At 66.6% G+C, this 13,412-nt stretch carries 15 protein-coding genes and 1 pseudogene; 7 read left to right on the forward strand and 9 right to left on the reverse strand.

All coding sequences use genetic code 11. The features are described from left to right. Positions 1 to 16 precede the first annotated feature (16 nt). Positions 17 to 856: a CbtA family protein gene (locus ACFXIV_RS33655; protein ID WP_379399975.1), complete on the forward strand. Its 840-nt coding sequence runs from the start codon at positions 17 to 19 to the stop codon at positions 854 to 856. After that, positions 853 to 1,425 (forward strand): histidine phosphatase family protein, encoded by a 573-nt coding sequence (locus ACFXIV_RS33660; protein WP_379399973.1) that lies wholly within the window; start codon positions 853 to 855, stop codon positions 1,423 to 1,425. The genes ACFXIV_RS33655 and ACFXIV_RS33660 overlap by 4 nt, the downstream gene beginning before the upstream one ends. A 44-nt stretch (positions 1,426 to 1,469) precedes the next feature. Here the strand turns inward: ACFXIV_RS33660 and ACFXIV_RS33665 are convergent, their stop codons facing one another. Then, entirely contained in the window at positions 1,470 to 2,237 is a 768-nt protein-coding gene (locus ACFXIV_RS33665) for a class I SAM-dependent methyltransferase (protein WP_379399971.1), read from the reverse strand. Positions 2,238 to 2,528: 291 nt separating this feature from the next. Between ACFXIV_RS33665 and ACFXIV_RS33670 the strand changes: the two genes are divergently transcribed. Further along, positions 2,529 to 2,732, forward strand: coding sequence for a zinc transporter Slc39a7 (locus ACFXIV_RS33670; RefSeq protein ID WP_379399969.1), 204 nt, complete (start codon positions 2,529 to 2,531; stop codon positions 2,730 to 2,732). 48 nt (positions 2,733 to 2,780) lie between these two features. Here the strand turns inward: ACFXIV_RS33670 and ACFXIV_RS33675 are convergent, their stop codons facing one another. Next, on the reverse strand, positions 2,781 to 3,899 hold the full coding sequence (locus ACFXIV_RS33675; protein ID WP_379399967.1) for a HoxN/HupN/NixA family nickel/cobalt transporter: 1,119 nt from the start codon (positions 3,897 to 3,899) through the stop codon (positions 2,781 to 2,783). 122 nt (positions 3,900 to 4,021) lie between these two features. Here ACFXIV_RS33675 and ACFXIV_RS33680 point away from each other — a divergent pair, with 122 nt between their 5' ends. Then, positions 4,022 to 4,498: a Fur family transcriptional regulator gene (locus tag ACFXIV_RS33680; protein WP_379399965.1), complete on the forward strand. Its 477-nt coding sequence runs from the start codon at positions 4,022 to 4,024 to the stop codon at positions 4,496 to 4,498. Between the two features lie 43 nt (positions 4,499 to 4,541). Here the strand turns inward: ACFXIV_RS33680 and ACFXIV_RS33685 are convergent, their stop codons facing one another. Next, positions 4,542 to 4,862 (reverse strand): hypothetical protein, encoded by a 321-nt coding sequence (locus ACFXIV_RS33685; RefSeq protein WP_379399963.1) that lies wholly within the window; start codon positions 4,860 to 4,862, stop codon positions 4,542 to 4,544. Then, positions 4,849 to 5,232: a hypothetical protein gene (locus tag ACFXIV_RS33690; RefSeq protein ID WP_379399961.1), complete on the reverse strand. Its 384-nt coding sequence runs from the start codon at positions 5,230 to 5,232 to the stop codon at positions 4,849 to 4,851. Before ACFXIV_RS33690 ends, ACFXIV_RS33685 begins: the two co-directional genes overlap by 14 nt. A gap of 182 nt (positions 5,233 to 5,414) precedes the next feature. On the opposite strand from ACFXIV_RS33690, the gene ACFXIV_RS33695 reads away from it, so the two are divergent. Then, positions 5,415 to 6,335: a helix-turn-helix domain-containing protein gene (locus ACFXIV_RS33695; RefSeq protein WP_379399959.1), complete on the forward strand. Its 921-nt coding sequence runs from the start codon at positions 5,415 to 5,417 to the stop codon at positions 6,333 to 6,335. Then, positions 6,322 to 6,534 (forward strand): DUF397 domain-containing protein, encoded by a 213-nt coding sequence (locus tag ACFXIV_RS33700; RefSeq protein WP_379399957.1) that lies wholly within the window; start codon positions 6,322 to 6,324, stop codon positions 6,532 to 6,534. Before ACFXIV_RS33695 ends, ACFXIV_RS33700 begins: the two co-directional genes overlap by 14 nt. Positions 6,535 to 6,809: 275 nt before the next feature. Here ACFXIV_RS33700 and ACFXIV_RS33705 read toward each other — a convergent pair whose 3' ends face one another. Continuing rightward, complete coding sequence (locus ACFXIV_RS33705; RefSeq protein WP_379399955.1) at positions 6,810 to 7,253, reverse strand: hypothetical protein; 444 nt, start codon at positions 7,251 to 7,253, stop codon at positions 6,810 to 6,812. A gap of 154 nt (positions 7,254 to 7,407) precedes the next feature. Beyond that, on the reverse strand, positions 7,408 to 7,797 hold the full coding sequence (locus ACFXIV_RS33710; protein WP_379399953.1) for a peptidase inhibitor family I36 protein: 390 nt from the start codon (positions 7,795 to 7,797) through the stop codon (positions 7,408 to 7,410). Positions 7,798 to 8,104: 307 nt separating this feature from the next. Between ACFXIV_RS33710 and asnB the strand changes: the two genes are divergently transcribed. Further along, positions 8,105 to 9,949, forward strand: a complete 1,845-nt coding sequence (gene asnB, locus ACFXIV_RS33715; protein WP_379399951.1) for an asparagine synthase (glutamine-hydrolyzing) — start codon at positions 8,105 to 8,107, stop codon at positions 9,947 to 9,949. A gap of 6 nt (positions 9,950 to 9,955) precedes the next feature. Here asnB and ACFXIV_RS33720 read toward each other — a convergent pair. From ACFXIV_RS33720 to ACFXIV_RS33730, 3 genes and pseudogenes are all read right to left on the reverse strand, one after another. Further along, a pseudogene (locus tag ACFXIV_RS33720) lies at positions 9,956 to 10,837 on the reverse strand (short-chain dehydrogenase/reductase); the annotation flags it as partial. Beyond that, a complete protein-coding gene (locus ACFXIV_RS33725) occupies positions 10,837 to 12,336 on the reverse strand; it encodes a flavin-containing monooxygenase (protein ID WP_379399949.1) in 1,500 nt (499 codons plus the stop codon). The pseudogene ACFXIV_RS33720 and the gene ACFXIV_RS33725, both read right to left, overlap by 1 nt. A gap of 15 nt (positions 12,337 to 12,351) precedes the next feature. Next, entirely contained in the window at positions 12,352 to 13,371 is a 1,020-nt protein-coding gene (locus ACFXIV_RS33730; RefSeq protein WP_379400050.1) for a PDR/VanB family oxidoreductase, read from the reverse strand. Positions 13,372 to 13,412: the final 41 nt, after the last annotated feature.

Consider the following 13,412-nt stretch of genomic DNA (forward strand, 5'->3'; position numbering starts at 1 on the left):
GAATCGAGTCACCACAATGGAAAAGCGAATCATCGGCCGAGGAGTCCTGCTGGGCGCACTCGGCGGATTGCTGGCGTTCGTCTTCGCCCGGATCCTGGCCGAGCCCATCATCAATAGGGCCATCGACTACGAATCCGGCCGCGACGACGTGCAGATGGCCCTCGACAAGGCCGCCGGAAAGCCCATGGCCGACATGGGTCCTGACATCTTCACCCGCACCCAGCAGGAGAACATCGGGCTGGGCTTCGGCGTGATCGTGTTCGGCGCGGCGCTGGGTGCGCTATTCGCGGTCGTCTACTTCCTGGCGCTGCGCAAGGCCGGCAAGATCGCCCCCCGCAATCTGGCGCTGCTGGTGTCGGGCGGCATGTTCCTGGTGCTGTACGCGGTGCCGTTCCTGAAATATCCGGCCAACCCGCCCTCGATCGGGCATCCGGAAACCATCAAGGAACGAACGGCGCTGTTCGTGGGCATGATCGTGATCAGTGCGGTCGTCCTGCTCGCCGCCATCTGGCTGGGCCGGAAACTGGCGGCACGACTGGGCAACTGGACCGCCACCATCGCGGTCTCCGCAGCCTTCGTGGTGGTCATGGGCGCGGTCATGGCATTGCTCCCGTCCCTCGGGAAGCTCTCGGCCAATAAGGAGTACGGCGACTTCGCCACCGAAACCCCGCAGCCACTGAAGGATCCGTCCGGAACGATCGTGTACCCCGGCTTCCCCGCCGACGATCTCTATCACTTCCGGCTGTATTCCTTCGCCGCCCAGCTGATCCTGTGGGCGGTCATCGGCGTCGGCTTCGCCTGGCTCGCCCCGCGCCTGCTCGGCGACCGCTCGACCACCACCGAACTGGCCGCATGAGCGCGGTCACCCGCCTCACCCTGGTGACGCACGCGATCACCGACGCCGTGCAGGCCGCCCGCTTCCCGGCCGACGAACCGCTCAACCCGCTCGGGTCGCGGTCGGTCGAGAAAGCGGGCGGCCTCCCCGGCCTCGAACCCGCCGTCGTCTACCACGCCCCGGAAATCCGTACGGCCCAAACCACTCACGGTCTGGGCTTGACCGGAACTCCCGAGCCGGCCCTCCGGGATATCGACCACGGCACCTGGAGCGGCCGGTCGATGGACGGACTCCCGCCCGACCAGCTGATGGCCTGGCTCACCGATCCCGCCTACCGCGCTCACGGCGGCGAATCCATCAGCGGACTCCTCGACCGCGTGGGCTCCTGGCTGACATCCTTGGCCGGCCGAGGCGACCGCATCGTCGCGATCACCCACCCCGCCGTGGTCCGGGCCGCGGTGTTGCTCACCTTGAACGCCCCCGCGGAGTCCTTCTGGCGCATCGACATCCCGCCGTTGACGGCCACCACGCTCCACCATCGCGCCCCCGCCTGGACCCTGCGGACCACCGCCCACGATCTCATCGTTTGATCGTCGGTGGAGAGCGGACCTCCAGCGGCGGTCGCTCACGCGGGTTATCGGATCCCGACGATCACGCGGTCGTCGCCGTACTGCCATACGATTCCGGATTCGGCGAAGCCGGCCTCTCGTGCGAAGGCGATGTAGTCGTGGACGGTAGGTCGGTCGTCGACCGGGTGGGCGAATCCGCCGTCGCGCAGGCGGACCAGGTCGGCCAGTTCGGGAGCGTGGTCGACCGCGGCCCACCACGCGTCCCAGTCCTCCGTACTCGCGGTTCCCATGCGTAGGGCGCGGCGGGCGGTCATGGCTTCGCCCAGTGCGTCCAATCGCGGGCCGGTGGCTCCTTCGTGGAGATGGTCCCCGTCGATGAACAGACCGCCGGGCGCGAGTGCGTCCGCGCAGGTGCGGATCAGCGCGCGAAGCGGTTCACGGTTCATCCAGTGCAGAGCGGTGGTGCTCACGAACGCGTCGGGCACTCGATGCAACCGGAGTCTGTCGAGCCAATCGCGCTCGCGCAGATCGGCGTTCACCGTACGGAATCGCGGTGACCCCAGGGTCATCTCGGCCAATGTCAGCAGCAGCGGATCCACGTCCACGCCGACGATGGTGGCGGCAGGCATTCGCGTGAGCAGCCGGTCCGACAGCGTTCCCGGACCGACGCCGAGGTCGACGATCAACGGGTCCGTCCGGTCGACGAGTTCGGTCAGGACGTCACCGATCACCTCGAACCGCTGTTCGCGATCGGGCATGTAGTGCTCCTGCTGACGATCCCACCGGCCGACCCAGTACCGCGCCCGCGACATATCGAGTTTGCTGGTCGTCACACGAATCCTCCTCGCAGGTAAGGTATTTCGCGCATTCTGCGACAACCGCCGCCGAGTCCTCCCCGGTCGGCGCGCTTCGACGCCCCAGCATAAGTGTGTTCAACCCAATACAAGACCATTTGGTCCGGTTCGGAGCGAAAAGACTTCTGCGGCCGCTCACGGACAGAGTCGGATATGAGGCCGCAACTCGTGCGCACCCGCCGATGGTCCGGGCATCCCGGATATCACCGCGGCGTGCTGGTATGCATGCATTGCCGTAAAACTCACCCGATACAGAAAAGGAACCGGGATATGAACGACGAACACTCCCACGTCGAGCCCCATACCCATCCGCACAGTCACGGCACCCAGACCCATACCCACGCCCACAGCACGCACGAGCATGACCACAGCGAACACGAACACACCCATACGCACGAGGATGGGACCGTGCATTCGCATCGCCATGTGCATCAAAGCGATCTACTCGACGATCACTCACACACCCACGACTGAGCCGAACCGCGCGGGAACACGGATGCGGTACGGCTGGGCGTCGGCTGTTCAGTCCTGGTCGGTTCGAGGCTGGAGTCCGGCAGTCCATTTCTCTTCGATGCGTCCATAGCGCCAGGCGAGGATGGCGATGGCCCAGGTCGCGACGAACAGGCCGACGATGAGGTAGCCGATCAGGTTGAGGTCCAGGGCGCTGATCCAGTCGAAGAAGCCCCCGGTCCAGCCGAATTGGTCGGCGAGCAGGCCGAGAAGTTCGACGGTGCCGATGATGAGGGCGACCGCGACCGAGAGCGCGGTGATGGTGATGTTGTAGTAGACCTTGCGCACGGGTTTGGCGAAGGCCCAGCCGTAGGCGAAGTTCATGAAGCTGCCGTCGATGGTGTCGAGCAGGCTCATGCCGGCGGCGAACAGGATCGGCAGGCACAGGATCGCATACCAGGGCAGGCCCGCCGCGGCGCTGGTGCCGGCCAGGACCAGCAGCGCGACTTCGGTGGAGGTGTCGAAGCCGAGGCCGAACAGTAGCCCGATCGGGTACATCTGCCAAGGCTTGGTCACCGACTTCATCACCGGACCCAGCAGCCGGTTCATCAAACCACGTTGTGCGAGTTGGTTTTCCAGCTCGGCCTCATCGAACTGACCGCCGCGCATGCGCCGGAACACACGCAGAATCCCCACCAGCACAGCGATATTGATGATCGCGATGATGTAGAGGAACGTCCCCGAGACGGTCGTTCCGATCAGCCCGGTGTAGTGGTGCAGCGCCGAGGAGTCGTCCTCGACCGGCCCGACGATGGCCTTCACTCCGATCGAGAGCAGCAGCGCCAGACCGAAGACGACGCTGGAGTGGCCGAGGGAGAAGAAGAATCCGACCGACAGCGGTCGTTGCCCGTCGTGCATGAGTTTGCGGGTGGTGTTGTCGATCGCGGCGATGTGGTCGGCGTCGAAGGCATGCCGCATGCCCAGCGTGTAGGCGGTGAAGCCGACGCCGACACCCAGGGTCCGGTCGCCCAGGCTGAAATGCTGCGGAGCGACGAACGCGACCAGGGTGAACCAGCCCAGCACGTGCAAGCCGATGATGACCCCGGCCATCGCGGCCAGCCGCAGCCATTCCGGGCGGGTCAACGCCAGCCGATCGGTGACCGCGCGAAAAGGTTTCAGGATTGCAGACATCACGATATCCCCTCTCCGCGCGAGCCGAATTCATCGAAGGTAGAACGCATCCCGCCTTGTTGCAAGTGATTGGCAAGACGGGGGTTGGCGGTCGAGCGGGTCGAAACGGCAGACTGGGGGCCATGGCGCGCGTTTCGCACCTCACTCACGCCCCGGCACCGACCGGTGAGCACAACGCTCGCCGTTTGCTGCGCAGCCGCGGACTGCGGTGCACCGCACCACGACTGGCTGTGCTGTCGATCCTGGACGGCTCGCGCGAGCAGGGACACCTGACCGTGGCCCAGATCCAGCAGGGTCTCGCCACGGCCGGCCACGAGGTCGACCTCACCACCGTCTACCGGACGGTGGCGACCCTGGTCGACGCGGAAGTGCTGCACGCCTTGGTCATCGATGAACGGATCACCAGTTACGGACTCACCGACATCCCGCACCATCACGCGGTGTGCACCCGGTGTGGCGCGATCGACGAGGTCCCCTCGGCACATCTCACCGTGGCCCTGGCCGAAGCACGCAACGGCAGTCGCTTCGCCCTGCCCGACACCGGCGGACTCACCCTGCACGGACTGTGCCCAGCCTGCCAGCAGGACACCGAGGACTGACCACGCAGGAACCGCGGTCGACTACTCGATGAGTTCTGTGAGGTCAGTTCATGTTCGCGATGTGGTGTCGGATGACGTCGTCGACCGGGTGCCGGGTCGGGCCGGAATCCGGGGGATCGGCGCCGTCGAGAATGGAGTCGAGGATAGCCGCCCGGTCGAGAGTGGCCGGGACTCGGTGTGATTCACGCGCGCTGACGATGACCGCGTGCAGGACGGTTGCGTAGATCTGGGAGCGGGGCACGGTCAGTCGCCACCCGCACCGCTCGCGCTCACGCAAGCGGGCCTCGACGATATCGAGAACATCCTTGATCACCTGAATCTCGACTCGGTCGTAGTCATCCCGGTCGCAGTCATCGCAGGGCATGGCGACCGCCGAGGAACAGTGCACCCCAACCTGACAGCGCGTCGCGTAGCACGGCGAGCGGCGATCTCCGGGCTGCTCGGGTGCGCGTAGCACGCGGATCCAGCACCATACGTCCGGCCGCGACCAGCGCGGTGCGTGCCCGCCGCCGCACCCGGCAGGTATCAACACCGCACCCGAGATGCAGCTGCATGGCCGTATGTGCTTGCGCGGCAGTGAGTTTGCCCGGATCCGAGTAGCACGACCACAACCCGCGTACCGAATAGCCGACCTTGGTCTCGCTGGCCGTTACGCGTTCGGCGTCGGCCAGCTGCTTCTCGTGTTCGATGCGGTCGATGATGGCTTGCACCGACCACGGGCCGTCGTAGGACATCTCGCTACCTCCCTGCCGTCGTTGTGGTTTCAGCACACCACCAGCGACGCGGCGGATACAGTGATATCGGGTTCCCGGCCACATGTCGTTCGAATCGGCATGAAGAGATTCGGAAAGGCAGTGGATCACACCCGATTTCGCGATCCAATCAACCCGATTTCGCGTAATGATGGGACGCCGATATGTCCGGTACTTGCGATGACGACGCTGAGATCGCCCCGAGTTCGACGCTTCCGCGGCGGCAGTTGGGACGGTTTCTGCGGGAGTGGCGTGAAGCCAACGGGTTCACTCTCGCGGCTGCTGCGAAGCTGGTTGATCTATCCGCCTCGGCGCTGCAGCGCATCGAGGCGGGACAGAAGCAAAAGGTTCGCAAACAGGATGTGCGCGCACTATGCGACGTCTACGGCGTCGGCTCATCCGAAACAGCTGCTGCCATTGACCTGGCAACGATCGCCAGGATGCAAGGTTGGTATCACGCCTACGGTGGGTTGTACTCGGACGCGTTCAATATGTATGTGGGTCTCGAGGCCGCCGCCCGGCGGCTGATCACCTACCACGAACATGTACCCGGACTGTTGCAGACCTCCGACTATGCCCGCGCGGTGATCGGCGCGCACCCGGGATTCGTCAGCAGCAGCGACATCGATCGTCGTGTCGAGTACCGTATGAAGCGGCAGGCGATCATTACCCGCAAGACCAATCCGGTTGCGCTGGAGGTACTTCTGCACGAGTCTGCGCTGCATCGAGTAATCGGCAGCCGACGGACCATGGAGGCCCAGTTGCGTCACCTGGCCGAGGTTTCCAAGCTGCCCAATGTCATTCTGCGCATCCACCCGTATTCGGCGGGATTGGCTTGGGGAATGCGGCATGGGTCGTTCACGATCCTCGAGTTCGACACCACCACCACAGCAGACGGGCCCGTCGAGCCGCCGATTGTGTTCATCGAAGGTGGCCCGGCTCAGGATGTGTACCTCGAAAAGCCTGATGACGTGCGGCTCTATAGTGAATTTGCTTCGGCGATCCGAAGCGCCGCACTGGAGGATCAGCCGACCCGGGAGTTGGTTCGCCGGGTGACGAAGGAGTTTGAGCATGACCAGCATTGACCTATCCGCGGCCGAGTGGTTCAAGAGCAGTCACAGTGGCAGCCAAAGTGATTGCGTTGAGGTCGCGCATCTGGACGGCGGCATGGTCGGTGTCCGGGACTCCAAGAATCCGACCGGCCCGGCTCTGGTCTTCGGGCCGGGGGAGTGGGATGCCTTTACGTCCAGTGTGGTCGCCGGAACGTTCGGTCATCCGGCCTGACGTCGATCGCCCTGATGCTGCGGTGACAGGTCAAGTAGATCATCGGGTTTCGGCCTGACGCGCAACTTCCGAGGGCTCGGCACCGCAGCGACACCGATGTGGGTGCGTGGCCGTGCGTGATGTCGGTGGTGCGGATCATGGCGTGGCGGAGTTGGATTCGTTGATGGTCCGAGGCGCGCTCGAAGGCTCGGCCCGCTCCCTGTCGGAAACGAGGGAGCGGGCGTCAGCCGATTCTTGCTGCCGGACAGAGGGTTCCGGGTCGGCCGAACCCTCGGCTAGCCGGATATGCTGGGGAGCGGGCAGCCGAAGCTGCCGGTGGAGCCGGCTGCGCCGACCTGGACGGTCAACGGCGTCAGGGGCATGGGGGTGTTGAAGCTGAAACCGGCTGTGGCGGTGAGGACGTGCTGGCCCGGGGTGGCCGGTGTCCACGAGACTTCGGCCGGGTTGCCGAGCAGGCTGGTGCCCACCTTGCCGGTGCCGATGGTGGCCCCGTTGTCGTAGAAGGTGACGGGCATCTCGTTGAACGAGCTGCTGCCGCCACCGACCAGGTCGCCGCTGGTCAGCGTGTAGCTGCACCCGGCCTGCGGGTTCGAGCCCTTCAGCGTCACGTCGCCGATGCCGGCGGCCGCGGCGTCCGGAGCCGCGGCCAGCAGCAGCGCGCCCGTGCCCGCGACCGCCGTCACGGCGAGTTTCGCGTGGCGCACCCAGGGTGTTGTCATGGCGTCCCTTTCACTGCGAGATGTCCGCGCGGTCACGAACATCCGACGCGATCCGCGACCACGCCGAGATAGTGAAATTAACATGCTTCAGAATTGGCCGAGCCCGATTCGCGGCAGCCGGACCGGCAGCCGTCCGGCTGCGCGAAGTTCCTGGTCAGTCGCAGAGGCGGACCGCGTCGGTCTTCTTGTCGGCATAGCGTGAGAGGGTGCCGCGCTCGCTGTCCTGGATGACCGCGAGGGTTTCCCAATGGTCGCCCATCCAGTTGAGGAGGGTGACCTGCTTGCCGGTCCGGTTCCAGTACGAGGTGAGCAGATCGCCCTTCCCGGCATTCCCGATGTCGTGGAGGAAGCACTCGGAGTTGGCCTGGACAACCAGGTTTCCGGTGCCGTCGCGGCCTTCCCATCCGCAGAACATGCCACCGGGGCAGTCATAGGCGTAGGCGTGCGCGGGGGTCGCGGCGACCAGGGCTGTGGCGGTGAGCGCGCCGAAAGTCAAGGCGACGGCGGTGAGGGGCGCGAGACGCGCGCTGTTCGAGCGGGACACTGTTTCCTCCTCTGGCTGGACACCCAACTGCGGGTGCTGCCGGGAAGCGTATGGACAGCTGCCGGTTCCGGACGTCCGCCGAACTACTCACCGCGCCTACTCATTCGAAGCGGGTGGCCGAGGCTCGCACGGGATGGCGAGGGTTCGGGGTGGATCCGGGACCTCGGGCGTGAGCATGATCAAAGCTATTGCGTGGCAACAAGTCTCGATTGAAACAGGTTTCTGTGGATCGTGGATCATGTGGGTTTCTGTGTGTTACAACGGAATTGCAGATAGTTCACGTTGCTAACAATCTGGAGGTCCCCGAATGTGTGGGATTGCAGGGTGGGTGTCGTTCGAGGCGGATCTGACGCGGCGGCAGGGGGTAGTGGACGGGATGACGGAGACCATGGCGTGCCGGGGGCCGGATGCGCGGGGGACGTTCGTGCGCGAGCATGTGGCGCTGGGGCATCGGCGGCTGGCGGTGATCGACCTGCCGGGTGGGGCGCAGCCCATGGTGGCCCAGACCGGTGGGGGACAGGTGGCCATCGTGTACTCGGGGGAGGCGTACAACTATCGCGAATTGCGGGCTCGGCTCAGGGGATTGGGGCATTCGTTCCGGACCGATAGCGATACCGAGGTGGTGCTGCGGGGGTATCTGGAGTGGGGCGAGGGGGTGGTGGATCGGCTGAACGGCATGTACGCGTTCGCGATCTGGGATCAGCAGGGCGAGAAACTCGTGCTGGTGCGGGATCGGATGGGGATCAAGCCGCTCTACATCCACCCGACGCCGGACGGCGTGATATTCGGATCGGAACCGAAAGCGATCCTGGCCAATCCGCTCGTCCGCACGGTCGTCGACATCGACGGGATGCGGGAGCTGTTCGCGTTCACCAAGGCTCCCGACTGGGCGCTGTGGCGGGGGATGACCGAACTGCTACCCGGCACGGTGATGACGGTGGACCGCAGGGGAATCCGCCGGCGCCCCTACTGGCGGCTCACGGCCCGCGAGCATTGTGACGGCACCGGGCGGACGGTGGAGAAGGTGCGCGATCTGCTCACCGACATCGTCGATCGGCAACTCGTGTCCGACGTGCCGCGCTGCGTGCTGCTGTCCGGCGGCCTGGATTCCAGCGCCATCACCGGCCTCGCCGCCCAGCAACTCGCCCGCCGGGGCGAGGGGCTGCGCACCTTCTCGGTGGACTTCGTGAACCAGGAGGCGAACTTCGTCCCGGACGAGATGCGCGACACCCCGGATTCCCCGTTCGTCCGCGATGTCGCCCGCCTGGTGGGTTCCGAACACCGCGATGTGGTGTTGAATCCGGCCGAGCTCTCCGATCCTTCGGTGCGCCGGGCGGTGATCGGCGCCCGCGACCTCCCGCTCGGCCTCGGCGATCTGGACAGCTCTCTGTACCTGCTGTTCCGCGCGATCCGGGAGCAGTCGACTGTTGCGCTGTCCGGCGAATCCGCCGACGAGGTATTCGGCGGCTACCGCTGGTTCCACGACGGCGTGGCCCTGAAGGCCGACACCTTCCCGTGGCTCGCCTTCAACTCCGCCTTCACCCTCGAATCCCGCTGGGACATCCTCCATCCCGACCTGCGCAGCCGGCTGCGCCTCCCCGAGTACGTGGCCGACCAGTACGCGACGGCCGTCGCCGAGGTCGATCACCTCCCGGGTGAATCCGACCTCGAACACCGCATGCGCACGGTCTGCCATCTGCATCTGACCCGCTTCGTCCGCCAGCTGCTGGACCGCAAGGACCGCATGTCCATGGCGGTGGGACTCGAAGTGCGCGTGCCGTTCTGCGATCACCGGCTCGTCGAGTACGTGTACAACACGCCCTGGGAACTCAAGACCTTCGACGGCCGCGAGAAGAGCCTGCTGCGGGCGGCGGCGAAACACGTGCTGCCGCAATCGGTCGTGGACCGCGTCAAGAGCCCGTACCCGTCCACCCAGGACCCCGGGTACGCAGCCAATCTGCAGCAGCACGTGAAAGAACGCCTGATGGAACACGATTCGCTGTTGTTCGACCTCCTCGACCGTGAGTGGCTACTGCGGGCCGTGGAACAGGATCCGGCCCGCATGGCCCCGCAGGTCCGCGTCGGTCTCGACCGTGCCATCGATATCGGCACCTGGCTGGATCTGTATTCGCCGGATCTGCAATGGAATTGAACCCGGCGATGTCAGCGGCTTCTCGAGACTGCGGCGCTCGACTTCCCGGAGCAGCGCGTGCACCCGCGGGTCACGGGCCAGGCGGGAATCGAGCACGGTATTGATCACGCCGCGCAGCAGCGAGTAGGGCATCCAGGCCAGTGGCGAGATGGCCTGGGGTGTGCGGTGCTCGATGGCGTCGGCAATGGTGCGCGCGGCGTGCTCGGCGGTGATGCGGGTGCTCAGCGGCCACGGCAGCAGCGCCTCGATGCGGCGGCCGAGTTCGTCCCGGTCGAGGGTCGAGTGGGTCATCTCGGTGTCGACGATCCCGAAATAGGCGACGCCCGCGGACGCCCCGTGCGGCGCAAGCTCGACCCGCAGCGCCCGGCCGAGCTGCTCCACCGCCGCCTTGCTGATCATGTACGGCGCGCCGCCCATCCCCGGAGCGAAAGCGGCGCACGAGGACACGACCTCGACATGCCCGCGCGCGGCGATGATGTGGTCCAGCGCCGGGTGCACGGTATTGAACACCCCGGTGAGGTTGATGCCGATGACCCGGTCGAACTCGGCGGGATCCATGGTCCGCAGCGTCGCCGGCGGCGGTACCACGCCCGCGTTCGCCACCACGATGTCGAGATGCCCGAAGTAGGCGACCACCTGCGGAATCGCCTCGGCCATGGCGGCCCGGTCGGAGACATCCGCGATCACCGGCAGGGCCCGATCACCCAGGGCGGCGGCCAGCGAGGTGGCGGCCCGGGCATCGACATCGACGATGGCCACCGACGCGCCCCGCCGGTACAGCACCCCGGCGAGTTCGCGGCCGATACCCTGACCGGCCCCGGTGATGAGGGCGACCCGCCCCTCGGGACGGAAGGGGCCGGGACCGGGGAGACAGCGCGGAGTGGACATCAGCGGCTCATTTCGTAGGAGTCGGCGTCGAAACGCCGGGTGCGCCGGCGGTATTCGAAGCTCCAGTTGGGGTACAGGCCGGCATTGCGGCCGTCGGCGGTGGTGTAGTAGCTCTGGCAGCCGCCGGTCAGCCACACGGTGTCGGCGCTGCGGCGGTCCATCTCGTCGAGGAAATCGTCCTGCACCTCGGGACGCAGCTCGATACGGTCGATTCCCCTGTCGCGCATGGTCTTCACCGCATCCACGATGTAGGCGATCTGGGATTCGATCATGTAGACGGCCGATTGGTTCCCGGCCGCGCCGAACGGGCCCAGCGTGCAGAAGAAATTGGGGAATCCTGCGACGGCCGCGCCCAGATAGCTCTGCGGCTCATGGTGATACAGGTCCGCGATGGACTGCCCGTACCGTCCGACACAGCGGTGATACGCCGACGGAATCGAGGTGAAGCCGGTGCCGAAGATGATGGTGTCGACCGCGTGCTCGGTGCCGTCGCGCAGCACGATCGAGTGCGGGCGCACCTCGGCGATGCCGTCGGTGACGACCTCGACATTCGGCTGATCCAGCGCGGGCAGATAGGCGTCGGAGAAGATGGCGCGTTTGCATCCGATGACATAGTCCGGGGTCAGGGTCTTGCGCAGCGCGGGATCGCGCACCTGCCGTAGCAGCTGCAACCGGCCCAGTGCCTCGTACGGATGCCGGAACCGCTTGTCCACCAGTGAGATCAGGCCGAAGCCCTCGATGGCCGCGTACCAGCCACCACGGATCGCTTTCTGGGCGAGAGGAATCCGACGTAGTAGCGTCCGCTCCAGACCGAGTGTCCGCCGATCCATCCGTGGCACGATCCAGGGTGCGGACCGCTGGAACAGCAGCAGCCGGTCGACCACCGGCTGGATCTCCGGCACGAACTGCACCGCCGACGCGCCCGTGCCGATCACGGCCACCCGCTCGCCGGTCAGGTCATGGTCATGGTCCCAATGCAGCGAGTGGAAGGCCTTGCCCGCGAACCGATCCAGCCCCGGCAGCTCGGGATACTTGGCCTCCGCGAAGATGCCCGCCGCGGAGATCAGGACATCGGCGGTGAGCGCGCCCCGGCTGGTCTCCACCCGCCACCGCGAGTGCGCCTCGTCCCAGCGGGCGTCCAGCAGTTCGGCGCCGAATCGGATGTGCCGCACCACATCGTGGTCCGCGGCGACCCGGCGCAGATACTCCAGGATCTCGGCCTGCCGCCCATAGGTCCGCGACCAGTCCGGATTCGGGGCGAACGAATAGCTGTAGAGCTGTGAGGGGACATCGCAGGCGCAGCCGGGATAGGTGTTGGCCCGCCAGGTCCCGCCCAGATCCTCGGCCCGCTCGAGAATCGCCAGGTCCTCGAACCCGGCCTCGCGCAGTTTGATCGCCAGGCCGATGCCCCCGAATCCGGCCCCGACGACGGCGATCCCGACATGTTCGGCCGGTGCCGAATCGGGTTCGGCCACAGTTGTTTCCGTATCAATCGACATGAGTGTTCCCCGCGTTCAGAGATCGAGCACGAGCGCGTCGCCGCAGGCGCGGGACACGCAGAGCAGCATCCGGTTCTCCCGCGCGGCCGCGGTGAGCAGCCGGTCGCGGTGGTCCACGTCGCCTGCGCGGACCCCGACCTTGCAGGTGCCGCAGAAGCCCTGGCGGCAGGAGTAGTTCACATCGGGCAGCACCCGCCGCACCGCCGTGAGCGCCGTCTCCTCCGCGCCGACCCGGACCGTCCGGCCGCTGCGCGCCAGGGTGATGTCGAAGGCCCGGCCGTCGACCACGGGCGGTGCCGAGAAGCGTTCCGTGTGCAGTGATCCCGTCGGATCCAGTGTGAACCGGCAGCGTTGCGCCGCCGCCAGCATGGCGGGCGGACCGCATGCGTACACGGCCGCACCGGGTTCCGCGCTCGCGATGATCGCGGCGATATCGGGCGGTCCGACCTCGTCGTCGGGCCGTACCTCCGCGTCGGGCAGCTCGTCCAGGAACGGCATCGTCGCCCGCGACCGTCCCGCGTACACCAGTCGCCCGCGCGACCCAGCGGCCCGCACCATCGGCAGGATCGGGGTGATGCCGATCCCGCCCGCCAGGAACAAATACGACGGCGCGTCCACCAGCGTGAAAGCATTGCGCGGCCCCCGAATTCGCATGCGGTCCCCGACCCACAGCGACTCGTGCAGCTCGCGCGACCCGCCTTCGCCGTCCGGGATCAGCCGCACCGCGATCCGGTATCGCGTCCGATCCCGTGGATCTCCGCACAGCGAGTACTGCCGTTGCCGCCCCGACGGCAGGAACACGTCCACATGCGCCCCGGGCCGCCAGCTCGGCAGGTCCCGCCCGTCCGGGGCCCGCAGCATCACCGCGAGTACATCGGGCGCGGGCCGCTGCAGCCGCTCGACCACCGTGTCCAGCTCGAACCCGCTGTGGCGCACCGGGTTCGACGGAGACAGCAGCCGCGCCGCGCGGCCGCTCACGAACAGCTGCTTGTAGGCGTCCATCATCCCGCCGAGCATCCGCAGGCTCGCGGGCATCGTCCCCGCATCCACGGGGTCGACCGCATGCTCCCGGCCAG

Source organism: Nocardia sp. NPDC059236 (assembly GCF_042754085.1).
Classification (GTDB): domain Bacteria; phylum Actinomycetota; class Actinomycetes; order Mycobacteriales; family Mycobacteriaceae; genus Nocardia.

What these genes read in the sequence shown, in the direction of transcription:
- ACFXIV_RS33655 (WP_379399975.1), top strand. Translation starts at nt 17, where the DNA reads ATGGAAAAGCGAATCATCGGCCGAGGAGTCCTGCTGGGCGCACTCGGC.
- ACFXIV_RS33660 (WP_379399973.1), top strand. Translation starts at nt 853, where the DNA reads ATGAGCGCGGTCACCCGCCTCACCCTGGTGACGCACGCGATCACCGAC.
- ACFXIV_RS33670 (WP_379399969.1), top strand. Translation starts at nt 2,529, where the DNA reads ATGAACGACGAACACTCCCACGTCGAGCCCCATACCCATCCGCACAGT.
- ACFXIV_RS33675 (WP_379399967.1), bottom strand. Translation starts at nt 3,899, where the DNA reads ATGTCTGCAATCCTGAAACCTTTTCGCGCGGTCACCGATCGGCTGGCG.
- ACFXIV_RS33680 (WP_379399965.1), top strand. Translation starts at nt 4,022, where the DNA reads ATGGCGCGCGTTTCGCACCTCACTCACGCCCCGGCACCGACCGGTGAG.
- ACFXIV_RS33685 (WP_379399963.1), bottom strand. Translation starts at nt 4,862, where the DNA reads ATGCCCTGCGATGACTGCGACCGGGATGACTACGACCGAGTCGAGATT.
- ACFXIV_RS33690 (WP_379399961.1), bottom strand. Translation starts at nt 5,232, where the DNA reads ATGTCCTACGACGGCCCGTGGTCGGTGCAAGCCATCATCGACCGCATC.
- ACFXIV_RS33695 (WP_379399959.1), top strand. Translation starts at nt 5,415, where the DNA reads ATGTCCGGTACTTGCGATGACGACGCTGAGATCGCCCCGAGTTCGACG.
- ACFXIV_RS33700 (WP_379399957.1), top strand. Translation starts at nt 6,322, where the DNA reads ATGACCAGCATTGACCTATCCGCGGCCGAGTGGTTCAAGAGCAGTCAC.
- ACFXIV_RS33705 (WP_379399955.1), bottom strand. Translation starts at nt 7,253, where the DNA reads ATGACAACACCCTGGGTGCGCCACGCGAAACTCGCCGTGACGGCGGTC.
- asnB (WP_379399951.1), top strand. Translation starts at nt 8,105, where the DNA reads ATGTGTGGGATTGCAGGGTGGGTGTCGTTCGAGGCGGATCTGACGCGG.
- ACFXIV_RS33725 (WP_379399949.1), bottom strand. Translation starts at nt 12,336, where the DNA reads ATGTCGATTGATACGGAAACAACTGTGGCCGAACCCGATTCGGCACCG.
- ACFXIV_RS33730 (WP_379400050.1), bottom strand. Translation starts at nt 13,371, where the DNA reads ATGCCCGCGAGCCTGCGGATGCTCGGCGGGATGATGGACGCCTACAAG.